Origin of the sequence: Erwinia sp. AnSW2-5, from assembly GCF_045107195.1 — a bacterium.
Taxonomy (GTDB): domain Bacteria; phylum Pseudomonadota; class Gammaproteobacteria; order Enterobacterales; family Enterobacteriaceae; genus Erwinia.
On record NZ_JBJGXA010000036.1, the window covers coordinates 40,878 to 64,379 of the forward strand.

Below are 23,502 nucleotides of genomic sequence, written 5' to 3' on the forward strand. Positions count from 1 at the left end.
CCAACGACAGGGGAATGCAGGTGGAGAAACAACAGCGTTACGCAGAGTGGATGTTACTGGCTGTGGCCGTGGTCTGGGGAACCAGCTACGGGATGGCAAAGCAGGCCGTTCTTTTTTATCCGGTCGTGGGTTTTCTGTTTATTCGTTTTTTACTGACCTTCGTGCTGCTCTTACCTGCGCTAAGGCACTGCTGGCGTCAGGCGCTGCCGCCGGGGCTGATACTGGGTTCCGTGCTGTTTGCCATTTTCCTGTGTGAAACCTTTGGGGTGGCTCTGACCTCAGCCAGTAATGCGGCATTTCTGATCGGCCTGTGTGTGGTGTTGACGCCGTTGGTTGAATGGCTGATGTTCCGCCAGCGGCCGGAAACCAGCGTGTTTATCGCCGCCGCCGTTTCTCTGTGCGGTGCCATGCTGCTGGTGGGTGGAACACCGATTGAGATGAACAGCGGCGATCTGCTGGTGCTGGGGGCTGCGCTGCTGCGTGCATTGATGGTGTGTCTGACGAAAAAAATGACCCAGCATCGCAATGTGCCTGCCCTGGCGCTGACGGCGGTACAAACCGGGGTGGTCGCCTGCGGCTCGCTGGTGGTGCTGGTGGCGACGGAGCATGCGATACCGGCGCTGCCTGAGAGCACGCTGTTCTGGGGGCCGACGCTTTACCTCGTGCTGTTCTGCACGCTGTTTGCCTTCTTCGCGCAGAACTATGCGGTGAAGCGCACCTCACCGACGCGTGCCTCGCTATTAATGGGCTCTGAGCCGCTGTTTGGTGCCCTGTTTGCCGTGCTCTGGTTGCAGGAGTCGCTGACACCAGCGGCATGGCTGGGCGGGTTGCTGATTGTTGCTGCATCGTTGTGGGCCACGCGTCCGGTAAAACGTCGTGCGGAAATGAGCGCGGTAATGGAAAAAGCCGACTGACGTCGGCTTTCCGTGATTACTTAATCTTGCGGCTCAGGTCATCCAGCTTGCGGCTGAGATCATCCTGACTGCGTTTCAGGTCTTTGTTCTGGTTTTCCAGATCTCTGACCTTGCTGGTGAGATCGGCGATGGTGCTTTTATCTTTTTCCTGCTGGGTGTTTATTTCATTTACCGCAGAGAAAAGGTCATTGATATCACTGCCACTGATAGAGCTGGGGCTAATGTCTTTATTGTTACTGTCAAATATTGCCAGATGCTTCTCATAGCTCAGACGAGGGTTTGACGGTACTTGTGCAGACAGGGCTGGCAAAGAGGTGGCCAGCAGGGTCAGTGCCAGAGGTAACATCTGATAAGTTCGCATAAAATTCTCTCCTTAGATTAGTGTACCCCGACATCATGTTCCCGAATTGTGATGGGAAGTTGGAGGGATTAAGAATTAAAGATGGATGTCACAAAAGTGTCATATTTCGTACATTTTACTGTCACCAAACTGTCCTATTTTGCCTCCAGCAGCATTCATTAATTAGACAAACACGGCAACTGGCCTGACTTTTTAATCCCGTGGAGGGAACATGACACTGATGCACAAAACCCTGGCTCAATTCGTCGCAGTAACCCTGTCTCTGAGCGCCGTTACCGCAATGGCCGCAACCAACCTGACCGGTGCTGGCGGTACATTCCCGGCACCTGTGTATAACAAGTGGGCAGCAGAGTACAACACCGCGACAGGCAGCCAGGTTAACTATCAGGGTATTGGTTCATCCGGCGGCGTTAAGCAAATTATCGCTAAAACCGTAGACTTCGGTGCATCAGATGCGCCAATGAAAGACGAAGATTTAGAAAAAAATGGCCTGTTCCAGTTTCCGACAGTTATTGGCGGGGTGGTACTGGCGGTTAATATTCCTGGTATCAAATCTGGACAGCTGACGCTGGATGGCAAAACCGTGGGTGATATCTACCTCGGCACCATCAAAAAGTGGAACGACCCGGCAATCACCAAGCTGAACCCGGGCGTGAAACTGCCTGACTCCAACATCAACGTGGTACGCCGCGCTGACGGTTCAGGTACTTCGTTCGTGTTCACCAGCTACCTGTCTAAAGTGAACAGCGACTGGAGCAGCAAAGTCGGTAAAGGCAGCACCGTTAACTGGCCAACCGGTCTGGGCGGCAAGGGTAACGATGGCGTGGCCGCATTCGTACAGCGTCTGCCAGGCTCTATCGGCTACGTTGAGTACGCCTATGCGAAACAGAACAGCCTGGCGTACACCAAGCTGGTGGATGCCGATGGCAAAGCCATTGAGCCGGGCGAGAAAAGCTTTAGCGATGCGGCTAAAGGCGCAGACTGGAGCAAATCCTTTGCACAGGACCTGACCTTCCAGAAAGGCGACAACGCATGGCCAATCACCTCTACCACCTTTATCCTGGTGCACAAAGAGCAGGCTAATGCTGAGAAAGGTGCCGCCGTACTGAAGTTCTTCGACTGGGCCTATAAAAACGGCAGCAAAACCACGGCTGGCCTGGACTACGCCTCACTGCCAGATTCAGTGGTTGAGCAGATTCGTAGCGCCTGGAAAACTAACGTGAAAGACAGCTCCGGCAAAGCGCTGTACTAATCTATTCCAGTAAGCACCACGTTTGACGTGGTGTGTATCACCCCCAGGGGCCAGGCTTGCCTGGCCCGATACGTATCAGCAGTATCAGACTCGAGAATTCTATGGCTGCAACCAAGCCGGCATTCAAGGCTCCCGGAAAACAAGGTGACATCATCTTCAGCGCGCTGGTTAAACTGGCTGCGTTGATTGTGCTGTTGCTGCTCGGTGGCATTATCGTTTCCCTGATTATCTCTTCATGGCCGAGTATCCAGAAGTTTGGTTTCTCGTTCCTGTGGAATAAAGAGTGGGATGCGCCTAACGAACAGTTTGGTGCGCTGGTGCCGATTTACGGTACCGTCGTCACCTCCATTATTGCCCTGCTTATCGCTGTCCCGGTAAGTTTCGGCATTGCCTTGTTCCTGACCGAACTGGCCCCTAACTGGCTGCGCCGCCCGCTGGGCGTGGCGATTGAACTGCTGGCAGCGATCCCCAGCATTGTGTATGGCATGTGGGGTCTGTTTATCTTCGCTCCGCTGTTTGCCACCTATTTCCAGCAGCCGGTCGGAGACGTACTGGCTAACGTGCCGATTGTGGGAGCGCTGTTCTCCGGCCCGGCATTTGGTATCGGGATTTTAGCCGCCGGGATTATCCTGGCGATTATGATCATCCCTTACATCGCTTCCGTGATGCGCGACGTGTTCGAGCAGACGCCAGTGATGATGAAAGAGTCCGCTTACGGTATCGGCTGTACCACCTGGGAAGTGATGTGGCGCGTGGTATTGCCCTTCACCAAAAACGGGGTGATTGGTGGTGTGATGTTAGGACTGGGGCGCGCACTGGGTGAAACCATGGCGGTAACCTTTATCATCGGTAACACCTACCAGCTCGACAGTGCCTCACTGTTTATGCCGGGCAACAGCATCACCTCTGCACTGGCGAACGAATTTGCTGAAGCTGAATCGGGCGTGCATACCGCCGCGTTGATGGAGCTGGGGCTGATCCTGTTTGTGATCACCTTTATCGTTCTGGCCTGTTCAAAACTGATGATCCTGCGCCTGGCGAAAAGTGAAGGAGCACGCTCATGACCACGATGGAATTGCAGGCGCGTGACGAACTGCTCGCTTCACGCCGTAAAATGCAGGCGTGGCGTCGGATGAAAAACCGTATTGCCCTCGCTCTGTCATTGCTGACGATGGCATTTGGTCTGTTCTGGCTGGTGTGGATCCTGTTTTCTACTGTTACTCGCGGTATCGATGGCATGACGCTGTCGCTGTTTACCGAGAATACGCCGCCGCCGAATACGGCGGGTGGTGGCCTGGCAAACGCCCTGGCAGGCAGCGGCCTGTTGATCTTCTGGTCAACCGCTGTGGGAACGCCGCTGGGAATTATGGCGGGGATCTATCTGGCCGAGTATGGCCGTAAGTCCTGGCTGGCCGAAGTGATTCGCTTTATTAACGACATTCTGCTGTCGGCTCCGTCGATCGTGGTCGGTCTGTTCGTTTACACCATCGTGGTGGCACAGATGCAGCACTTCTCCGGCTGGGCCGGTGTGGTTGCGCTGGCACTGTTGCAGATCCCGATCGTGATCCGTACAACCGAAAACATGCTGCGACTGGTACCGGACAGCCTGCGTGAAGCGGCTTATGCCCTGGGGACGCCAAAATGGAAGATGATTTCGGCGATTACCCTGAAAGCCTCCGTTTCCGGCATCCTGACTGGGGTACTGCTGGCGATTGCCCGCATTGCCGGGGAAACCGCACCCCTGCTGTTTACCTCGCTGTCGAACCAGTTCTGGAGCACCGATATGATGCAGCCACTGGCAAACCTGCCGGTGACCATCTTTAAGTTCGCGATGAGTCCGTTTGCCGAATGGCAGAGTCTGGCCTGGGCGGGCGTGCTGATTATTACGCTGTGTGTACTGTTACTGAACATCCTGGCACGCGTGATCTTCGCCAAGAGCAAACATTAATTGAGCAGCGCGGCGGTAGCGGCGCGGACTAAGTGAGATAAAAATGGTTGATACGACTTCCGCTAAGATGATTCAGGTTCGTGATTTGAACTTCTATTACGGAAAATTCCATGCGCTGAAAAACATCAATCTGGATATTGCTAAAAACCAGGTGACGGCGTTTATCGGCCCATCCGGCTGCGGTAAATCCACGCTGCTGCGCACGTTTAACAAGATGTTTTCGCTCTATCCTGAGCAGCGTGCTGAAGGTGAAATCCTGCTGGATGGCGAAAATATTCTGACCGCCAGCCAGGACATCGCCCTGCTGCGTGCCCGTGTTGGCATGGTATTCCAGAAGCCGACACCGTTCCCGATGTCGATTTATGACAACATCGCCTTCGGTGTGCGTCTGTTTGAAAAGCTGTCACGTGCCGATATGGACGAACGCGTTCAGTGGGCATTGACGAAAGCGGCACTGTGGACCGAAACCAAAGACAAGCTGCATCAGAGCGGTTACAGTCTTTCCGGCGGCCAGCAGCAGCGTTTGTGCATCGCGCGTGGTATTGCGATTCGCCCGGAAGTGTTGCTGCTCGATGAGCCTTGCTCAGCCCTGGACCCGATCTCAACCGGGCGCATTGAAGAGCTGATCACGGAACTGAAGCAGGATTACACCGTGGTGATCGTGACCCACAACATGCAGCAGGCTGCACGTTGCTCCGACCACACTGCCTTTATGTATCTGGGCGAACTGATTGAATTTAGCGATACCGATACGCTGTTCACCAAGCCGCATCAGAAACAAACTGAAGATTACATTACCGGCCGTTATGGTTGATTTGACTGGAGAATACAATGGATAGCTTAAATCTGAACAAACATATCTCCGGCCAGTTCAACGCCGAGCTGGAGCACATCCGCACCCAGGTGATGATGATGGGCGGCATGGTCGAACAGCAGTTGACCGATGCGATCACTGCCATGCACAACCAGGATGGTGAGTTGGCGAACAAGGTGATCGAAGGGGATCACAAGGTCAATATGATGGAAGTGGAGATTGATGAAGCCTGCGTGCGCATCATCGCCAAACGTCAGCCCACCGCCAGCGACTTGCGTCTGGTGATGGCGATCATCAAAACCATCTCCGAGCTGGAACGTATTGGCGATGTCGCTGAGAAGATCTGCCGTACTGCACTGGAAAAGTTCACCCAACAGCATCAGCCGCTGCTGGTCAGCCTTGAGTCAATGGGGCATCACACTATTCAGATGCTGCATGATGTGCTGGACGCTTTCGCGCGTATGGATCTTAATGCAGCGATTGAAATCTACCGGGAAGATAAGAAAGTCGACCAGGAGTATGAAGGCATCGTGCGTCAGCTGATGACCTATATGATGGAAGATCCGCGCACCATCCCGAGTGTGCTGACCGCGCTGTTCTGCGCTCGTGCCATTGAGCGCATCGGTGACCGCTGCCAGAACATTTGCGAAATTATCTTCTACTTCGTCAAAGGCCAGGATTTCCGTCACGTGGGCGGAGATCAGTTGGATAAATTGTTGACCGGCGACGATACGGGCAGCAATAATCCCTCGTAATCTCAGCCAGGGCGTGCCCACCTCCGGCACGCCTCACTCCCTTCCCATTACTTTTTCGTCTGGATACCGCACCCCGTCATCCTTATACTTGCGGCAAAATTCCAATGAAAAGGCCAGAAAACCATGTCAATTTCCCCTCCGGACAAGCGTGGCGTCACGCCGGGCAAAGCGATGGTCGCTGCTGTCAGCGGTTATGCAATGGACGGCTTTGATCTGCTGATCCTCGGCTTTATGTTGCCCGCTATCAGCCTGTCGCTGGCATTATCCCCTTCGCAGGCCGGTTCACTGGTGACCTGGACACTGATTGGCGCTGTGCTGGGTGGCATTCTTTTCGGCCATATCAGCGATCGCTTTGGGCGCATTCGCGTACTGACCTTCACTATTCTGATGTTTTCCGTCTTTACCGGGCTGTGCGCGGTAGCACAGGGATATTGGGATTTGCTGGCTTATCGCACCCTTGCAGGTATGGGGCTGGGCGGTGAGTTCGGCATTGGGATGGCGTTGATCGCGGAAGTCTGGCCTGCCAACAAGCGTAACCGTGCTTCAGCGTGGGTGGGCATGGGTTGGCAGCTTGGCGTGCTACTGGCGGCATTTATCACACCGTTGCTGCTGAATGTCATCGGCTGGCGCGGCATGTTCCTCGTTGGTCTGCTGCCTGCGCTGGCCTCGTTCGCCATCCGTCGCGGCATGGGGGAACCGGAAGCGTTCACCCAGCATGTGGATGTGAATCAGGGATTGTCGTTCACGGCGCGCATTAAGCTGTTGTTCGCGGATGCGGCCACCACAAAAGCCAGTATCGGCATCTTTATCCTCTGCTCCGTGCAGAACTTTGGTTATTACGGTCTGATGATCTGGATGCCGAGTTACCTCTCATCTAACTTTGGCTTCTCGCTGACCAAATCCGGGTTGTGGACCGCGGTCACGGTCGTCGGGATGACCTTCGGTATCTGGCTATTTGGTTTGCTGGCTGACCGTTTCTCCCGCTGGAAAATCTTCCTGCTGTATCAGTTTGGCGCAGTGGTGATGGTGGTGGTTTACGCTCAGTTGCGCGATCCGACGACCATGCTGTTTACCGGGGCGCTGATGGGCATGTTTGTGAATGGCATGATTGGCGGTTACGGTGCGCTGATTTCTGACACCTATCCCGTGAAAGTGCGTGCCACGGCGCAGAACGTCTTGTTCAACCTGGGGCGTGGCGTGGGTGGATTTGGCCCGCTGGTGATTGGGCTGCTGGTCAGCCAGTGGTCGTTTACTGCGGCTATCACCATACTGGCGCTGATCTATCTGCTGGATATTGTCGCCACATTATTCCTGCTGCCGAAAAAGCAGGGTAACGATGATGCTCTGGGCGCAATTGGCTAACTGATCGGCATCCTGCGCTGAGTTCTTCAGCGCAGGATAATATGAATGTCATTCCCCCATTCCCCTTCCTGTTTTCTTTGTTTTTTTGACGATATTCATATTCTCAAAATGCTCATTAATGAAAGTTTACATATTAATGACTGTGTGGCCTTATTAGTCCGGTAACCGGGTTAACATATTGTGGTATTGCTTTTTATTTTTGATTTTATATTGTTTACAGTGCTTAAAAAAATAGATATTCTCGACGCCGGTAAATGATTTTTATTTTTTTCTCAATTGAGACGATGTTTCCCCCTCTTTATTATTATCCATTTCGATTCTGGTGTAGTCCGCGCTGGAAATATCAACTGCTCACCAGGGTGGGGTCGGTACTGGCAGCGCTGATAACAACGCAGGTATGCGATTCCTCCTCGCCGTGAATATAATTAATATAGCGACAAGGAACAATGCATAGCGGGTAATTAACGCTATCATTAATATATTAAAAATGAGAAGAAGTAAAACAGCGCTTCAGCTAAAGAAGCAAGAGGCATTTCGAACGCTGGCTTTGATCTGCCAGAGAATCGCGACCAGTCCAAAAGAGGGCGCGCATTTATCCGATCCCACACTGTGGCCTAAAACCAGAGAGTTGGCTGACAATTGTGGTGAGAGTATCTATATGATGCGAAATATTCTTTTACAGCTGGTAGATGAAGGAAAGATTATTAAACATGCTTCACTGCTGTCAAATTCATTACGCTGGTATATCAATGAGGGGGACGGTATTTGATTTTTTCTATACCGCTTTTTGGCAACAGGCCGGGTTATTCCCGGCCTGCCCCATTTAGCGCGTTAGCTGCCAGCCACGTGCCTGCCATAACGCTGGCAGCAGTGCCATATCATCAAACACTGTCACCAGTGGATGGTCGATAACCGGATTATGCGCATCTACGCAGTAATAGAATACCGGGATACCGGCGGCGATACCTGCTTTTGCGCCCGCTTCAGAATCATCGACAAGGATACAGCGCTCAATCGGTACGCCCATCTGTTTGGCTGCGTGGTACATCAATTCCGGGTCGGGCTTCCAGTGCTCAATGTCATAGCCGCTATATAAGCGATCCCTAAAGAAGGAGAGCATGCCGGTCAGGCCGAGCGAATGCTGCATTTTGGGGACGGTACCGTTAGAGACGACACAGGCCGGAACCGTCACTTTTTCCAGCAATGCCTTTGCGCCCTGAATCGGTTTAAGCTCCAGGTCGAAAAGGCGAGCCACTTCCTTGCGGTAAGCCGGTTCCAGCACGTCAACAGGGGTCGTCAGCCTGTGTTGCTGGCAGACATCCGCGATGATGTCGTACAGTTTTACCCCTTTGTACTTCTCGAACATCTCCTGCAGCGACAGCGTGGCACCAAACTGTGCGAAGGTGTTGACGTAGGCCTGGGTACAGAGCATTTCGCTGTCGACCAGCGTTCCGTCACAATCGAAAAAAATGCATTCCACGGTCATCCTGATTCCTTAAGTCCAGAGGGTGGATACCCGATAGTAGCGCGAAGCGGGGTGAATCATGTCAATTACTGTTAACGGTTGTGATAAGACGGGTAAAACAGCGCAATCGGTTGCGAAAAAACCGAGTGATCGGCATCCCAAAATCATAATTTTGGGGTAGGATAACGGCCGACAACTTTTCTCCGTTCTGGAAACACATAATGACGAATCCCGGTCTGTTACAACGGATTTTTAAATTGCAGGAGCATGGCACCACCGTCCGTACCGAGGTGATTGCTGGTTTCACCACTTTTCTGACGATGGTGTATATCGTTTTTGTTAACCCGCAGATCCTCGGCGTGGCTGGCATGGACACGCAGGCGGTCTTTGTTACCACCTGTCTGATTGCCGCTTTCGGCAGTATTTTGATGGGCCTGGTCGCGAACCTGCCGGTGGCACTGGCTCCTGCAATGGGCCTGAACGCCTTCTTTGCCTTCGTGGTTGTGGGGGCGATGGGTATTTCCTGGCAGATTGGGATGGGCGCGATTTTCTGGGGGGCTGTTGGCCTGCTGTTGCTGACAATCTTCCGCGTGCGTTACTGGATGATTGCCAATATCCCACTGAGTCTGCGTGTGGGCATCACGGCGGGTATTGGCCTGTTTATCGCGATGATGGGGCTGAAAAATGCCGGTATTATCGTGGCCAACGAAGCCACACTGGTGACGGTGGGTAACCTGACCTCGCACAGCGTACTGCTGGGCGCGCTGGGCTTCTTTATTATCGCCATCCTTGCATCCCGCAATATCCATGCGGCCGTGCTGGTGTCGATCGTCGTGACCACCCTGATTGGCCTGGCGATTGGCGATGTGAAATATACCGGTATCTTCTCAGCGCCGCCTTCGGTGACCTCCGTTCTGGGGCAGGTTAACCTGAAAGATTCACTGAACGTTGGCATGGCCGGGATCATCTTCTCCTTTATGCTGGTTAACCTGTTTGACTCCTCCGGGACGTTAATTGGTGTGACGGATAAAGCGGGCCTGACCGATGAGAGTGGCAAGTTCCCACGTATGAAGCAGGCGCTGTATGTCGACAGCATCAGTTCCGTTGCCGGCTCATTTATTGGTACTTCTTCCGTGACGGCCTACATTGAAAGCTCATCCGGCGTGTCCGTGGGCGGTCGTACCGGCCTGATGGCGGTTGTCACGGGCGTGCTGTTCCTGCTGGTGATGTTCCTGTCACCGCTGGCGGGTATGGTGCCTGCCTACGCAGCAGCCGGTGCGCTGATCTACGTGGGCGTGCTGATGACCTCAAGCCTGGCGCGTGTGAAGTGGGATGATCTGACCGAAGCGGTTCCGGCGTTTGTGACGGCGGCGATGATGCCCTTCAGCTTCTCAATCACCGAAGGTATTGCACTGGGCTTCATCTCTTACTGCGTGATGAAGCTGGGAACGGGCCGCTGGCGTGAAATCAGCCCGTGCGTGATTGTGGTCGCATTACTGTTTGTACTGAAAATCGTGTTTATCGACGCGCATTAATCTGACTAACGGGTGGTGGTAACGCCACCTGTTTTACGATCAGGAGTGGTAGAGCGGCTTTTCCGCAGGCAGACTGGTCAGGCGCAGCGTACGTGGCCCCAGATTGTGCGCATAAACGTTAAAATCCCGCAGTGACTCCCAGCCATCTTCCCCGTTATATTCCCACAAACGTAATCTGTCCGTGCCTGGCGATAACGCACAGGACCACACCAGCAATGGCTCAACATCACACAGCGCCTGAATATCTGGCCAGGTGACGGATCGCAGTCGGCCAGATGCCGGGTGTAAGCGCAGTGAGTCCTTTCCGGCATCCCCTTCGCCGGTGAGTTTTAGAATGCTTTGGCGTAGCGTCCAGAGCTGCGTAGACGCCTCTATTGGATCGTTCTGCGCATTGATCCACGCTTTCTCTCCCGATGACAGGCACTCAAAATGATGTTCCATCGTCTGACGGCTGTGTGCGCGGACAATTTCCATATCCAGCCCGGCGCGGCCCCTTTCCTCAGCTAACACCACGCCGACCATGTTACCCGCGTAGGCCAGGCTAAAATCAGGGAGTTCTGGATCAGCAAAACAGGGGCGTCCGCTGGCGGTGGTGATCAATTCGGGCAAAAGGGGGATGCCATACACGCGCAGCATCAGCTCTGCCAGCAGGCTGCGAGCGGCCAGATAGCGGGCACGACGTTTCTCGGAAAATCCGCTGGCCTGCTCGACGATCTGCTGCGGGAGTCGGTGAACCTGGGGTCTGGTCTGGGCGAGGGCCCAACGTGCAAAATGACTTGCCATCTGTCGCTCCGTGAAAATGGTCGGGTAATCATCTCTGCTATTGTAAGAATATTCTTATCATATTTCACCTGGGATTCCATTCCCAGGGTCAATTTCGGACTATTGTCACTGTTTATCGCCAGATTGCTGGTGGAATAGAGCTATCCCACCGGGTTGTTTACTTCCCGATGCAAAAACTGGAGAAAATCCGCCCCAGCAGATCATCCGAGCTGAATTCCCCGGTGATTTCACTCAGCGCTTGCTGTGAAAGGCGAAGCTCTTCTGCCAGCAGTTCTCCGGCCCAGGCGCCCAACAACTGGTCTTTGCCCTGCTGTAAGTGAGTGGCTGCTAACTCCAGCGCGATCAGGTGGCGACGGCGTGCCAGGAAGCCACCTTCCATATTGCCAGAGAAGCCCATGCTGTGTTTCAGGTGGTCGCGCAGAACATCAATGCCATCGCCAGTACGGGCCGACAGGCGAATAAGTGAGTGACCATTTACTTCCTCGATACCCAGCACTTCACCGGTCATATCGGCTTTATTACGCACCACAGTAATCGGTAACGTCTGTGGCAGTCGGGCGATAAAGTCCGGCCATATTTCGGCCGGGCCGGTCGCATCCGTTGTCGTGCCATCGACCATAAACAGCACGCGATCGGCCTGTTCGATCTCATTCCACGCGCGTTCGATGCCAATGCGCTCAACTTCATCACCGGCTTCGCGTAATCCGGCAGTATCAATGATATGCAGCGGCATGCCATCAATATGAATATGCTCACGCAGCACATCGCGGGTGGTGCCCGCGATATCGGTCACAATCGCCGCTTCGCGCCCTGCCAGCGCATTCAACAGGCTGGATTTACCGGCATTAGGACGCCCGGCGATCACGACCTTCATCCCTTCGCGCAGCAGGCTGCCCTGGCGAGCTTCGGCACGTACATCATCAAGGTCGGCGATCACCCGATGCAGCAGCGCTTCAATTTTACCGTCAGAAAGGAAGTCGATTTCCTCGTCCGGGAAGTCGATGGCTGCTTCTACATAGATCCTCAGGTGAGTAAGTGCTTCCACAAGATGGTTTACACGCGCAGAAAATACGCCCTGTAATGAGTTAACGGCGGAACGTGCTGCCTGCTCGGAGCTGGCATCAATCAGGTCGGCAATCGCTTCAGCCTGTGCCAGATCCAGTTTGTCATTAAGGAAAGCGCGTTCTGAGAACTCACCCGGATTGGCAATGCGTAGTCCGGGCACTGCCACAATGCGTTTCAGCAACAGATCGAGGATCACCGGCCCACCGTGGCCCTGAAGTTCCAGTACGTCTTCGCCGGTAAATGAGTTAGGACCGGGGAACCACAGCGCGATGCCCTGATCGAGGGTGCTACCGTCTGCATCACGGAACGGCAGATAGTCGGCATAACGCGGCTTAGGCAGTTTGCCCAGCAGTAGCTGCGCGACGTCAGCGGCTTTGCTGCCTGAAACACGCAGAATGCCGACGCCGCCGCGTCCCGGCGCGGTCGCCTGCGCGACGATAGTATCGCTATGGCTCATGTTGAATTCTCTTTTTTTGGAAAAAAAAAGGCGGTCATGATGACCACCTTAGTGTAAGCATTGTGCGTGATTTTGGCACGGGCGGACCGAAAAAGAGGGGCCGCCCCTGCGTTTGATTGCCGTATGTGTAGGGGGCGACCCTTGTTGCCGGTCGCCCCTTCGGCATCAACAGATTACGCTTTTTTCTTGTCGCGGCTGTGCAGACCACGTTTTTCCAGGCCGCGATAAATCAGCTGCTGCTGGATAATGGTCACCAGGTTACTGACGATGTAGTACAGCACCAGACCTGACGGGAACCACAAGAAGAACACGGTGAAGATCACTGGCATAAAGGTCATGATCTTCTGCTGCATCGGATCGGTCACGGTGGTCGGCGACATCTTCTGAATGAAGAACATCGTGATACCCATCAGGATCGGCAGGATGTAGTACGGGTCCTGTGCTGCCAGGTCATGGATCCACAGTGCGAACGGCGCATGACGCAGTTCTACCGAGCCCATCAGCATGTAATACAGTGCCAGGAAGATAGGCATCTGGATAACCAGAGGCAGACAGCCGCCCAGCGGGTTCACTTTCTCCGCTTTGTACAACGCCATCATTTCCTGGCTCATACGTTGCTTGTCATCACCTAAACGCTCACGCATCGCCTGAATCTTAGGCTGCAACATGCGCATTTTTGCCATCGAGGTGTACTGCGCTTTGGTCAGCGGGTACATGATGCCACGCACGATGAAGGTGATAACGATAATGGAGAAGCCCCAGTTACCGATAAAGGTGTGCAGGAATTTCAGCAGTTTGAACAGAGGCTGAGAGATGAACCACAACCAGCCGTAATCCACGGTCAGATCAAGGTGGGGAGCAACGGCTGCCATCTTGTCCTGAATTTCCGGGCCGACCCATAGGGTGGCTGCCAGCTGCTGCTGCGAACCTGCGGCGACAGTTACCGGTGCAGATTTGAAGCCAATCGCGGCAATACCGTTACCCAGATTGCTGGTGTAGAGCGTATTGCTGCCCGCCGTCTGTGGAACCCATGCGGTGGCGAAATACTGCTGCATCATTGCCACCCAACCATTGGTGGTGGTAGTGCTCAGGTTTTCGTTATCGCTGATTTTATCGAATTTGTACTTTTCGTAGTTCGTCTCACTGCTGGAGTAAGCTGCGCCACGGAAAGTGTGCAGAGCAAAGTTGCTGCTGCCGGTATCGCGATGCTTCGGCAGGTCAATCGACTGCTTCAGCTGACCGAACATTGACACTTCCAGCGGCTGCTGTGAGGCGTTGTTGATCTGATAGTCGACATTAATTGCGTATTCACCACGCTTAAGAACGAAGGTCTTGGTGAAGATTGCGCCGTTTTCCGCCGTAAAGGTCAGTGGAATACGTAGCTCGCTCTGGCCATCAGCCAGCTCGAAGTGATCCTGGCCTGCGGTGTACAGAGGACGTGCGCCGTTTACCGGGTTATCCGGGCCGTTACGACCAGTCAGACCGCTCTGTGCCTGATACAGGAACCCAGGTATGGTTTCCAGCAGTTGGAAAGGCTTGTCTGAACCCAGTGAATCCGGGTAAGTCAGCAATAACGCCTGGTCAATATCGCCACCGCGAGTATTGATGTTCAAAGACAGGACATCAGTCTTAACGGTGATCGTTTTGCCCTGGCCACTGGCAGGTACGCCCTGATTGGCGGCATCACCGGCTGCACTGGTCGTGTTTTGCGTGGTCTGGGTCTGCAATGGCTGCGGAGCGTGGTCCGTCTGCCAGGCTTGCCAGATCATGAAGGACACGAACAGAAAAGCGATGAGAAAAAGATTGCGTTGCGAATCCATCGTTAATGTTCTCTGGGATCAATGGTTATGTGGCGGCACCGGATCGTCGCCACCCGGGTTCAAGGGGTGGCATTTTAATATGCGTTTCATCGTCAACCAACTCCCTTTTATCACCCCAAACCTGCGCAATGCCTCAATTCCGTATTGCGAACAGGTGGGATGGAAACGGCAGTGGGGTCCTAACAGCGGGCTGATAACGCGTTGATAGACGCGTATCAGCCCGATCAGGAGCCGCGAGCCAAGCGACAATGACGACGCCATAGTTTCTCCAACGCTTCCGTCAGTGCCTTATTATCCAGATCGGCAACACCCTTTTTCGCTACGATGACAAAATCCATCGCCGGAAGCTCATGTTGACGCAGACGAAAGCTTTCGCGGGTCAATCGCTTGATCCGGTTACGCTCGTGAGCACGTTTAACATGTTTTTTGGCGACGGTAAGACCGATGCGGGGATGCCCCAGCGCGTTCAGGCGGCCGAGAATAGTAATTTGCGGCGTGCCAGCCCGTTGTGGCTGCTGGAAGACGAAAGTGAAATGAGTGGGAGTTAACAAACGTAACTCCCTGGGAAATGCGAGCTTAACCACTCAGCGGTTAGCTTTTATTACTTAGAAACGGTCAGACGAGAACGGCCTTTAGCACGACGACGTGCCAGAACCTGACGACCATTTTTATTTGCCATACGAGCACGGAAACCGTGTGAACGGTTACGCTTCAGTACGGACGGTTGAAAAGTGCGTTTCATGGCGATTTCTACCTAAACTTGAAAAATTTCACTTGGTGACGCGTTATCTGGCCCGAAAAAACGACCGACGCCTCAGTGTGTCTTTAATAAAGAGGCGGGATTGTAATAATTGTACAGTCCAGAGTCAATTTACTTCGCGTGAAAAGCGCATCCTGATTGCCCGTTGTGGCCGCAAAAACAGCCAAAACGGCCATGGCGCACACGCCGGGGCAAGAATTATACGGCGTCCAGTAAAAAGCGCAAGGATCGCGCAGGATCTTCTGGCGATCCTGTTGCACGTCGTTTGCGGCAATAACGTGACGGCACCATTACATTTCAACGAATGCAGACGATCCTGAATGCCTTTTGCTCAGGGTGGCGTAAACTTATCCCCGCTGTACACGCCTGTGGATAAATTGGATCAAAACTGTGTAGAAAGTGAAGATCTCTGCTGCGCTTTACGCTATGATCCGCCCTTCCGCTAACGATCCTTCGGGTCGATCCTACCCTTAAGCATTAGATATGCCGGGGACGGGCGGAGTAACCGTGGATAGCGGTTCGCATGTGTTTCATCGGCATGCGTCAACAATGATGAAATTATCGCTTCAGCGCTTTTATTTCTTATCGAATTTTTTCGAGTGGAGTCCGCCGTGTCACTTACGCTTTGGCAACAGTGTCTTGCCCGCCTGCAGGATGAGCTACCTGCCACAGAATTCAGCATGTGGATACGCCCCTTGCAGGCCGAATTGAATGACAATACGCTGGCCTTGTATGCACCAAACCGTTTTGTACTCGATTGGGTTCGGGATAAATACCTGAATAACATCAATGCCCTGCTGAATGATTTTTGCGGGGCAAATGTGCCATTGCTGCGTTTTGAAGTGGGCAGCAAGCCGGCCGCGCAGACTATCAGCCAGCCGGTGATGGCCACGGCACATGCTAACTCACCAGGCATTATCAGCCGCCCGGCACCGATGCGCCCAAGCTGGGACAGCATGCCGGCACCGGCAGAGCTGTCTTACCGCTCAAATGTGAACACCAAGCACAACTTCGACAATTTCGTTGAGGGTAAATCAAACCAGCTGGCACGTGCGGCGGCACGTCAGGTGGCTGATAACCCAGGTGGCGCGTATAACCCGTTGTTCCTTTATGGCGGCACGGGCCTCGGTAAGACGCACTTGTTGCATGCAGTCGGCAACGGGATCATGGCACGTAAGCCAAACGCGAAAGTGGTGTATATGCACTCGGAGCGTTTTGTGCAGGACATGGTCAAGGCGCTACAGAACAACGCCATCGAAGAATTTAAGCGTTACTACCGCTCAGTGGATGCGCTGCTGATCGATGACATTCAGTTTTTTGCCAATAAAGAGCGATCGCAGGAAGAGTTTTTCCACACCTTTAATGCCCTGCTGGAAGGTAATCAGCAGATCATTTTGACCTCGGATCGTTATCCGAAAGAGATCAATGGTGTGGAAGATCGTCTCAAATCACGCTTTGGCTGGGGCCTGACGGTGGCGATCGAGCCGCCGGAGCTGGAAACCCGCGTAGCGATCCTGATGAAGAAAGCGGATGAAAATGACATTCGTCTGCCGGGTGAAGTCGCGTTCTTTATTGCCAAGCGTCTGCGTTCTAATGTGCGTGAGCTTGAAGGTGCGTTAAACCGCGTGATCGCCAACGCAAACTTTACCGGTCGTGCCATCACGATCGATTTTGTGCGCGAAGCTTTACGCGACCTGCTGGCCTTGCAGGAGAAGCTGGTAACTATCGATAATATTCAGAAGACGGTTGCTGAGTATTATAAAATTAAAGTCGCCGATCTGCTGTCGAAGCGACGTTCCCGTTCGGTTGCACGCCCGCGCCAGATGGCGATGGCGATGGCCAAGGAACTGACCAACCACAGTCTGCCGGAAATCGGTGATGCTTTCGGGGGTCGTGACCACACCACAGTGCTACATGCCTGCCGTAAAATTGAGCAGCTGCGTGAAGAGAGTCATGACATTAAAGAAGATTTCTCAAATCTAATCAGAACATTATCTTCCTGACTATGAAATTTATTGTAGAACGTGAGCATTTACTCAAGCCATTACAGCAAGTTAGCAGCCCATTAGGCGGTCGTCCGACGCTGCCGATCCTTGGCAACCTGTTATTGCAGGTTAATGAAGGCACGCTGTTGCTGACCGGCACCGATCTGGAAATGGAAATGGTGGCGCGTGTTGCGCTGACGCAGGACCATGAGCCAGGCGCGACAACCGTGCCCGCACGCAAATTCTTTGATATCTGCCGTGGTCTGCCGGAAGGCGCTGAAATCACGGTGATTCTGGAAGGCGAAAGAATGCTGGTGCGCTCCGGCCGTAGCCGTTTCTCGCTTTCCACCCTACCTGCCAGTGACTTCCCTAACCTGGATGACTGGCAGAGCGAGGTCGAATTCACGCTGCCGCAGGCGACCCTTAAACGCCTGATTGAAGCCACGCAGTTCTCTATGGCACATCAGGACGTTCGTTATTACCTGAACGGCATGCTGTTTGAGACCGAAGGTGAAGAGCTGCGTACGGTGGCCACCGATGGTCACCGCCTGGCAGTCTGTTCAATGCCGGTGGGCCAGCAGCTTCCCAGCCATTCGGTGATCGTGCCGCGTAAAGGGGTTATTGAGCTGGTGCGTCTGCTGGATGGGGGCGATACCCTGTTACAGGTGCAGATCGGCAGCAACAATATCCGTGCGCATGTGGGTGACTTTATTTTCACCTCGAAGCTGGTTGATGGCCGCTTCCCGGATTATCGCCGCGTATTGCCGAAGAACCCGGACAAAACCCTCGATGCAGGTTGTGATCTGCTGAAGCAGGCGTTTTCCCGCGCAGCGATCCTCTCAAATGAGAAATTCCGCGGTGTTCGCCTCTATATCAGCGAAAATCAGCTGAAGATTACGGCGAATAATCCGGAGCAGGAAGAAGCTGAAGAGATGCTGGATGTGACCTACGGTGGCACCGATCTCGAAATTGGCTTCAACGTCAGCTATGTGCTGGATGTCCTGAATGCGCTGAAATGCGAGAACGTGCGTCTGCTGCTAACGGATTCCGTTTCCAGCGTCCAGATTGAAGATGCAGCAAGCCAGTCAGCGGCCTACGTCGTTATGCCAATGAGATTGTAATTGCTGAGTGAATCTCCATATCTCGTAGGGGTCAGGCATGCCTGACCCAGGGTCGCACATGTACGACCCCTACATCCCGCTGCTCTGGATCCTGTAATGGCTTTAACCCGCCTGCTTATCAAAGACTTCCGTAATATCGAAAACGCGGACCTCGCGCTGGCCCCCGGATTTAACTTCCTGGTGGGGCCGAACGGCAGCGGTAAAACCAGCGTGCTGGAAGCGATTTACACTCTGGGCCACGGTCGTGCCTTCCGCAGTTTGCAGGCGGGTAGGGTCATTCGCCATGAGCAGGATGCTTTTGTGCTGCACGGGCGTATCGCCGGGGCGGAAAGGGAAGTGTCGGTGGGGCTGACCAAAAATCGTGCCGGTGACAGCCGCGTGCGGGTTGATGGTAGCGACGGTCACAAAGTGGCCGAACTGGCGCAGATGCTGCCGATGCAGCTGATCACGCCGGAGGGATTTACCCTGCTGAACGGCGGTCCGAAATACCGTCGTGCTTATATCGACTGGGGTTGCTTTCACAATGAGCCGGGTTTTTTCAATGCCTGGAGCAACCTCAAGCGCCTGCTGAAACAGCGTAACGCTGCGCTGCGTCAGGTGTCACGCTACCAGCAGATCCGCGCCTGGGATCAGGAACTGGCACCGCTGGCGGAACAGATAAGCCAGTGGCGTGCGGCCTACAGCGAGGCGATTGCGGCCGATATTAACGCCACCTGTGCGCAGTTTCTGCCGGAGTTCCAGCTGAGTTTCTCTTATCAGCGCGGCTGGGATAAAGAGAGTGATTATGCCGAGCTGCTCGAACGTCAGTTTGAGCGCGATCGGGCACTGACTTACACCGCCAGCGGCCCTCATAAAGCGGATTTTCGTATTCGCGCTGAGGGAACGCCAGTGGAAGATTTGCTGTCACGCGGCCAGTTAAAGCTGCTGATGTGCGCCCTGAGGCTGGCGCAGGGTGAGTTTCTCACCCGACAGAACGGGCGACGTTGCCTGTATCTGATAGATGATTTTGCCTCTGAGCTGGATGAAACGCGTCGCCACCTGCTGGCAGCACGTTTAAAAGCCACTCAGGCCCAGGTTTTTGTCAGTGCCATTGCGGCCGAGCATGTCTTCGACATGGCTGATGAAAAGGGCAAGATGTTCACTGTAGAACAAGGTAAAATAGTGGTTCAACCTGAAGATTAAACGAGCGAGAAAAGTTGATGTCGAATTCTTATGACTCCTCCAGTATCAAAGTTCTCAAGGGGCTGGATGCGGTACGCAAGCGCCCGGGTATGTATATCGGCGATACGGATGACGGTACCGGTCTGCATCACATGGTATTTGAGGTCGTGGATAACGCCATTGACGAAGCACTCGCCGGTCACTGCTCCGATATTCTTGTCACAATTCATGCAGATAACTCTGTATCTGTGCAGGATGACGGTCGCGGTATTCCTACCGGTATCCATGAAGAAGAAGGCATTTCTGCTGCTGAAGTGATCATGACCGTGCTGCACGCAGGCGGAAAGTTCGATGATAACTCCTATAAAGTGTCCGGCGGCCTGCATGGCGTGGGTGTTTCCGTGGTTAACGCCCTGTCGGAAAAACTGGAACTGACCATTCGTCGCGAAGGTAAAGTTCACCAGCAGATTTACGTTCATGGCGTGCCGCAGGCTCCGCTGAGCATCAGTGGTGAAACCGATCTGACCGGTACGCGCGTGCGTTTCTGGCCAAGCCATCTGACTTTCACCAATGTGGTTGAGTTTGAATACGAAATTCTGGCAAAACGCCTGCGTGAGCTGTCGTTCCTGAACTCTGGCGTCTCTATCAAGCTGGAAGATAAGCGCGACGGTAAAAGCGACCATTACCACTATGAAGGCGGTATCAAGGCGTTTGTTGAGTATCTGAACAAAAACAAAACCCCGATCCACCCGAATGTGTTCTATTTCTCCACTGAGAAAGACGGCATTGGTGTGGAAGTGGCGCTGCAGTGGAACGATGGTTTCCAGGAAAACATCTACTGCTTTACCAACAACATCCCACAGCGCGATGGGGGTACGCACCTCGTTGGTTTCCGTACCGCGATGACCCGTACGCTGAATGCCTACATGGATAAAGAAGGCTACAGCAAGAAAGCCAAGGTCAGTGCCACCGGTGACGATGCGCGTGAAGGCCTGATTGCTGTGGTTTCAGTCAAAGTGCCAGACCCTAAATTCTCCTCTCAGACCAAAGATAAACTGGTCTCTTCCGAGGTGAAAACGGCGGTTGAGCAGCAGATGAACGAACTGCTGGCAGAATACCTGCTGGAACACCCGAGCGATGCCAAAATCGTTGTGGGCAAGATCATCGACGCCGCCCGCGCCCGTGAAGCGGCTCGCCGCGCACGTGAAATGACCCGCCGTAAAGGCGCGCTGGATCTGGCAGGCCTGCCAGGTAAACTGGCCGATTGCCAGGAACGCGACCCGGCACTCTGTGAAATCTACCTGGTGGAAGGGGACTCGGCGGGCGGCTCTGCCAAGCAGGGGCGTAACCGTAAAAACCAGGCCATTCTGCCGCTGAAAGGTAAAATCCTGAACGTGGAGAAAGCGCGCTTCGACAAGATGCTCGCTTCGCAGGAAGTGGCCACGCTGATCACCGCGCTGGGCTGCGGCATTGGCCGTGACGAATACAACCCGGACAAACTGCGGTATCACAGCATCATCATCATGACCGATGCCGATGTGGATGGCTCACACATCCGTACGCTGCTGCTGACCTTCTTCTATCGTCAGATGCCAGAAATCATCGAGCGTGGCCATGTGTATATCGCCCAGCCGCCGTTGTACAAGGTGAAAAAAGGCAAGCAGGAACAGTACATTAAAGATGATGACGCGATGGATCAGTACCAGATAGCCATTGCACTGGACGGCGCAGCGCTGCACGCTAACGGCAGCGCTCCGGCCCTGGGTGGTAAGCCGCTGGAAGACCTGGTATCCGAGTTCAACAGCACGCGTAAGATGATCAAACGTATGGAGCGCCGTTATCCGGTGGCGCTGCTGAATGCGCTGGTCTACAACCCAACCCTGAGCGAACTGGCAGTAGAAGCACCGGTCAAGGCATGGATGGATGAGCTGGTAACGTATCTCAACGATAACGATCAGCATGGCAGCAGCTACAGCGGTCTGGTACGTGAAAACCTTGAACTGCACATCTTTGAACCGGTGCTGCGTATCAAGACGCACGGTGTGGATACCGATTATGCGCTGGATACCGAGTTCATGCTCGGCGGTGAATACCGCAAACTGTGCTCCCTGGGCGAGAAGCTGCGCGGTCTGATTGAAGAAGACGCGTTTATCGAACGTGGCGAACGCCGTCAGCCGATTGCCAGCTTTGAGCAGGCGATGGAGTGGCTGGTGAAAGAGTCACGTCGTGGTCTGACCGTTCAGCGCTACAAAGGTCTGGGCGAAATGAACCCGGATCAGCTGTGGGAAACCACCATGGACCCGGAAAGCCGTCGTATGCTGCGCGTGACCATTCGCGATGCAGTTGCCGCCGATCAGCTGTTCACCACCCTGATGGGTGATGCGGTAGAACCCCGCCGTGCCTTTATCGAAGAGAATGCGCTGCGCGCAGCAAACATCGATATTTAATCGTCAGGTTCGGCAGCATCAGATAAAAAGCAGACCTCCGGGTCTGCTTTTTTTTCGCCTGTGATGTACCGATGCTCTCTTCTCATGTCGAAAAAGGAGTGGAATTTCGACACGTCTTGTTTTCGTGTTAAGGGCATCGACATATTGTGTCTTTTGCTTTCCCCCTTCTTTTGGTTTCCCTTCCGTTTGCTTCCGTTTTTCCCCGAGCGCTATGACCGCTATCACTTTTAAACTTTACGTGCTCCCTTAGGCTACTGAATAGCAAGAGGTGACTATGTATCTGGAACAACGGCGTAACAGCATTCTCGATTATCTCGACCAGCATGAAAGCCTGAGTGTGGCCTGGCTCGCCGCCGCCTTTGCCGTCTCTAAAGAGACCATTCGCAGCGATCTGGCCGCACTGGCAAGTCTGGGGATGATCCAGCGCTGTCACGGTGGGGCGATGGTGATTCGCCGCAACTTACAGGCCAGGCTGATTTCGGAAACCGGCGGAAACTTTGAGGTGCTGTTACAGCGGCTGGAGAGCCAGCGTCAGCGGTCAGCACCGCGCGATAACACCCAGACGCAGGGACGGGTGTGCATCCTCGGCTCGTTTAACGTCGATATCGTGGCGAAAGTGGCGCGCTTTCCGAAAGGCGGAGAATCCCTGCTGGCACTCGGCAGTACGCTGGGTCCAGGCGGCAAAGGGGCGAATCAGGCGATGGCTGCCAGCCGTGCCGGGGCGCGCGTCCACTTTGTCTCTAAAGTGGGTACCGATCAGTTCAGCCAGTTCGCTTTCGACCATCTGTCGGCGTCAGATATTCACTCTTTCAGGCTTTACCAGAGTGACGTCGAGCCAACGGGTAACGCGATTATCTATGTGTCGCAGCAGGATGGCGAAAACATGATCGCGATTTACTCCGGTGCCAATAAGACGCTGACCGACGGGGAAGTGGCGGAAATGACGCATGAACTGGCGGGATCGGATGTGCTGCTGGTGCAGCTGGAAAACAACTTTTCCGCCACGCTGAACGCCATGAAGCTGGCCACCACGCTGGGCGTGCGCGTGATTATGAATCCGGCCCCGTTCTCCGCAGATGCGCTGGCGTGCCTGCAATATGTGGATGTGCTGACCCCGAATGAAACCGAGGCGTCTTTGCTGTCCGGGGTGGAGGTGAACGACCTCGACAGCGCCAAAGAAGCCGCCCTGGCGATTGTGCGTCAGGGGGCGAAGCGAGTGATTATCACCATGAGTTCGCGCGGGGCGCTGATCCTTGAGAACGGTCAGTTTCAGCATATTGCCGCGTTTCCGGCACTCAGCGTTGATACCACCGGTGCCGGTGATGCATTTAACGGAGCCTTCGCCGCGGCGCTGGCAAAAGGACAGACTATTGCGCAGGCGGCCACCTATGCCGCGGCGTTTGCTTCACTGGCGGTAGAGCGCGAAGGGGCATCAAATATGCCCGATCACCCTCAGGTGGTTGCGCGTCTGGCGCAGCATTAAATCCGACTGACTTT

The 23,502-nt window shown here is 54.1% G+C and carries 20 protein-coding genes and 1 pseudogene; 13 read left to right on the plus strand and 8 right to left on the minus strand.

Features of this window, described 5'->3' with window-relative positions; genetic code table 11:
* The first annotated feature begins 20 nt into the window (after positions 1-20).
* Positions 21-914, plus strand: coding sequence for a DMT family transporter (locus tag ACFL9S_RS20610; RefSeq protein ID WP_405263714.1), 894 nt, complete (start codon positions 21-23; stop codon positions 912-914).
* A 16-nt stretch (positions 915-930) separates the two neighbouring features.
* On the opposite strand, the gene ACFL9S_RS20615 is transcribed toward ACFL9S_RS20610, so the two are convergent.
* Positions 931-1,275 (minus strand): hypothetical protein, encoded by a 345-nt coding sequence (locus tag ACFL9S_RS20615; RefSeq protein WP_405263715.1) that lies wholly within the window; start codon positions 1,273-1,275, stop codon positions 931-933.
* A 211-nt stretch (positions 1,276-1,486) separates the two neighbouring features.
* Here ACFL9S_RS20615 and pstS point away from each other — a divergent pair, with 211 nt between their 5' ends.
* The 6 genes from pstS (at position 1,487) to ACFL9S_RS20645 (ending at position 7,406) form a co-directional block, all read left to right on the plus strand.
* Positions 1,487-2,527: a phosphate ABC transporter substrate-binding protein PstS gene (gene pstS, locus ACFL9S_RS20620; RefSeq protein WP_200642190.1), complete on the plus strand. Its 1,041-nt coding sequence runs from the start codon at positions 1,487-1,489 to the stop codon at positions 2,525-2,527.
* 101 nt (positions 2,528-2,628) lie between these two features.
* Positions 2,629-3,591 carry a phosphate ABC transporter permease PstC gene (pstC, locus tag ACFL9S_RS20625; protein WP_405263716.1) on the plus strand — a complete coding sequence of 321 codons (963 nt, stop codon included), beginning with the start codon at positions 2,629-2,631 and terminating at the stop codon, positions 3,589-3,591.
* Positions 3,588-4,475 (plus strand): phosphate ABC transporter permease PstA, encoded by an 888-nt coding sequence (pstA, locus tag ACFL9S_RS20630; protein WP_133844834.1) that lies wholly within the window; start codon positions 3,588-3,590, stop codon positions 4,473-4,475. Before pstC ends, pstA begins: the two co-directional genes overlap by 4 nt.
* A 43-nt stretch (positions 4,476-4,518) precedes the next feature.
* Positions 4,519-5,289 carry a phosphate ABC transporter ATP-binding protein PstB gene (gene pstB / locus ACFL9S_RS20635; RefSeq protein WP_133844833.1) on the plus strand — a complete coding sequence of 257 codons (771 nt, stop codon included), beginning with the start codon at positions 4,519-4,521 and terminating at the stop codon, positions 5,287-5,289.
* A 17-nt stretch (positions 5,290-5,306) separates the two neighbouring features.
* A complete protein-coding gene (gene phoU, locus ACFL9S_RS20640) occupies positions 5,307-6,044 on the plus strand; it encodes a phosphate signaling complex protein PhoU (protein ID WP_405263717.1) in 738 nt (245 codons plus the stop codon).
* Between the two features lie 123 nt (positions 6,045-6,167).
* Positions 6,168-7,406, plus strand: coding sequence for an MFS transporter (locus ACFL9S_RS20645; protein WP_405263718.1), 1,239 nt, complete (start codon positions 6,168-6,170; stop codon positions 7,404-7,406).
* A gap of 823 nt (positions 7,407-8,229) precedes the next feature.
* Here the strand turns inward: ACFL9S_RS20645 and yieH are convergent.
* A complete protein-coding gene (gene yieH / locus ACFL9S_RS20650) occupies positions 8,230-8,892 on the minus strand; it encodes a 6-phosphogluconate phosphatase (protein ID WP_405263719.1) in 663 nt (220 codons plus the stop codon).
* Positions 8,893-9,092: 200 nt separating this feature from the next.
* Between yieH and ACFL9S_RS20655 the strand changes: the two genes are divergently transcribed.
* Positions 9,093-10,406, plus strand: a complete 1,314-nt coding sequence (locus tag ACFL9S_RS20655) for an NCS2 family permease (protein WP_405263720.1) — start codon at positions 9,093-9,095, stop codon at positions 10,404-10,406.
* A gap of 39 nt (positions 10,407-10,445) precedes the next feature.
* Here the strand turns inward: ACFL9S_RS20655 and ACFL9S_RS20660 are convergent, their stop codons facing one another.
* The 6 genes and pseudogenes from ACFL9S_RS20660 to rpmH form a co-directional block, all read right to left on the minus strand.
* On the minus strand, positions 10,446-11,189 hold the full coding sequence (locus ACFL9S_RS20660; RefSeq protein ID WP_405263721.1) for a 4'-phosphopantetheinyl transferase family protein: 744 nt from the start codon (positions 11,187-11,189) through the stop codon (positions 10,446-10,448).
* 157 nt (positions 11,190-11,346) lie between these two features.
* Positions 11,347-12,711: a tRNA uridine-5-carboxymethylaminomethyl(34) synthesis GTPase MnmE gene (gene mnmE, locus ACFL9S_RS20665; RefSeq protein ID WP_405263722.1), complete on the minus strand. Its 1,365-nt coding sequence runs from the start codon at positions 12,709-12,711 to the stop codon at positions 11,347-11,349.
* 173 nt (positions 12,712-12,884) lie between these two features.
* Entirely contained in the window at positions 12,885-14,531 is a 1,647-nt protein-coding gene (gene yidC / locus ACFL9S_RS20670) for a membrane protein insertase YidC (RefSeq protein ID WP_405263724.1), read from the minus strand.
* A gap of 2 nt (positions 14,532-14,533) precedes the next feature.
* Positions 14,534-14,792 (minus strand): annotated as a pseudogene (yidD, locus tag ACFL9S_RS20675) (membrane protein insertion efficiency factor YidD).
* Positions 14,756-15,115 (minus strand): ribonuclease P protein component, encoded by a 360-nt coding sequence (rnpA, locus tag ACFL9S_RS20680; RefSeq protein WP_062744083.1) that lies wholly within the window; start codon positions 15,113-15,115, stop codon positions 14,756-14,758. Before rnpA ends, yidD begins: the two are co-directional and overlap by 37 nt.
* Before the next feature lie 17 nt (positions 15,116-15,132).
* On the minus strand, positions 15,133-15,273 hold the full coding sequence (rpmH, locus tag ACFL9S_RS20685; RefSeq protein ID WP_003023858.1) for a 50S ribosomal protein L34: 141 nt from the start codon (positions 15,271-15,273) through the stop codon (positions 15,133-15,135).
* A 629-nt stretch (positions 15,274-15,902) separates the two neighbouring features.
* On the opposite strand from rpmH, the gene dnaA reads away from it, so the two are divergent.
* The 5 genes from dnaA to ACFL9S_RS20710 all read left to right on the plus strand — a co-directional run bounded on the left by dnaA (position 15,903) and on the right by ACFL9S_RS20710 (position 23,488).
* Positions 15,903-17,294, plus strand: a complete 1,392-nt coding sequence (dnaA, locus tag ACFL9S_RS20690; RefSeq protein WP_405263725.1) for a chromosomal replication initiator protein DnaA — start codon at positions 15,903-15,905, stop codon at positions 17,292-17,294.
* A gap of 2 nt (positions 17,295-17,296) precedes the next feature.
* Positions 17,297-18,397 (plus strand): DNA polymerase III subunit beta, encoded by a 1,101-nt coding sequence (gene dnaN, locus ACFL9S_RS20695; RefSeq protein ID WP_133844810.1) that lies wholly within the window; start codon positions 17,297-17,299, stop codon positions 18,395-18,397.
* 96 nt (positions 18,398-18,493) lie between these two features.
* Positions 18,494-19,579 carry a DNA replication/repair protein RecF gene (gene recF, locus ACFL9S_RS20700; RefSeq protein WP_405263726.1) on the plus strand — a complete coding sequence of 362 codons (1,086 nt, stop codon included), beginning with the start codon at positions 18,494-18,496 and terminating at the stop codon, positions 19,577-19,579.
* Positions 19,580-19,596: 17 nt separating this feature from the next.
* Positions 19,597-22,005: a DNA topoisomerase (ATP-hydrolyzing) subunit B gene (gene gyrB, locus ACFL9S_RS20705; RefSeq protein ID WP_405263728.1), complete on the plus strand. Its 2,409-nt coding sequence runs from the start codon at positions 19,597-19,599 to the stop codon at positions 22,003-22,005.
* Between the two features lie 274 nt (positions 22,006-22,279).
* Positions 22,280-23,488: a PfkB family carbohydrate kinase gene (locus ACFL9S_RS20710; protein WP_405263729.1), complete on the plus strand. Its 1,209-nt coding sequence runs from the start codon at positions 22,280-22,282 to the stop codon at positions 23,486-23,488.
* Positions 23,489-23,502: the final 14 nt, after the last annotated feature.

Coding starts and splice junctions, on each gene's coding strand:
- ACFL9S_RS20655 (WP_405263720.1), top strand. CDS start 9,093: ATGACGAATCCCGGTCTGTTACAACGGATTTTTAAATTGCAGGAGCAT.
- pstA (WP_133844834.1), top strand. CDS start 3,588: ATGACCACGATGGAATTGCAGGCGCGTGACGAACTGCTCGCTTCACGC.
- rpmH (WP_003023858.1), bottom strand. CDS start 15,273: ATGAAACGCACTTTTCAACCGTCCGTACTGAAGCGTAACCGTTCACAC.
- pstS (WP_200642190.1), top strand. CDS start 1,487: ATGACACTGATGCACAAAACCCTGGCTCAATTCGTCGCAGTAACCCTG.
- ACFL9S_RS20645 (WP_405263718.1), top strand. CDS start 6,168: ATGTCAATTTCCCCTCCGGACAAGCGTGGCGTCACGCCGGGCAAAGCG.
- phoU (WP_405263717.1), top strand. CDS start 5,307: ATGGATAGCTTAAATCTGAACAAACATATCTCCGGCCAGTTCAACGCC.
- pstB (WP_133844833.1), top strand. CDS start 4,519: ATGGTTGATACGACTTCCGCTAAGATGATTCAGGTTCGTGATTTGAAC.
- dnaN (WP_133844810.1), top strand. CDS start 17,297: ATGAAATTTATTGTAGAACGTGAGCATTTACTCAAGCCATTACAGCAA.
- ACFL9S_RS20615 (WP_405263715.1), bottom strand. CDS start 1,275: ATGCGAACTTATCAGATGTTACCTCTGGCACTGACCCTGCTGGCCACC.
- yidC (WP_405263724.1), bottom strand. CDS start 14,531: ATGGATTCGCAACGCAATCTTTTTCTCATCGCTTTTCTGTTCGTGTCC.
- gyrB (WP_405263728.1), top strand. CDS start 19,597: ATGTCGAATTCTTATGACTCCTCCAGTATCAAAGTTCTCAAGGGGCTG.
- ACFL9S_RS20710 (WP_405263729.1), top strand. CDS start 22,280: ATGTATCTGGAACAACGGCGTAACAGCATTCTCGATTATCTCGACCAG.
- pstC (WP_405263716.1), top strand. CDS start 2,629: ATGGCTGCAACCAAGCCGGCATTCAAGGCTCCCGGAAAACAAGGTGAC.
- mnmE (WP_405263722.1), bottom strand. CDS start 12,711: ATGAGCCATAGCGATACTATCGTCGCGCAGGCGACCGCGCCGGGACGC.
- ACFL9S_RS20660 (WP_405263721.1), bottom strand. CDS start 11,189: ATGGCAAGTCATTTTGCACGTTGGGCCCTCGCCCAGACCAGACCCCAG.
- yieH (WP_405263719.1), bottom strand. CDS start 8,892: ATGACCGTGGAATGCATTTTTTTCGATTGTGACGGAACGCTGGTCGAC.
- recF (WP_405263726.1), top strand. CDS start 18,494: ATGGCTTTAACCCGCCTGCTTATCAAAGACTTCCGTAATATCGAAAAC.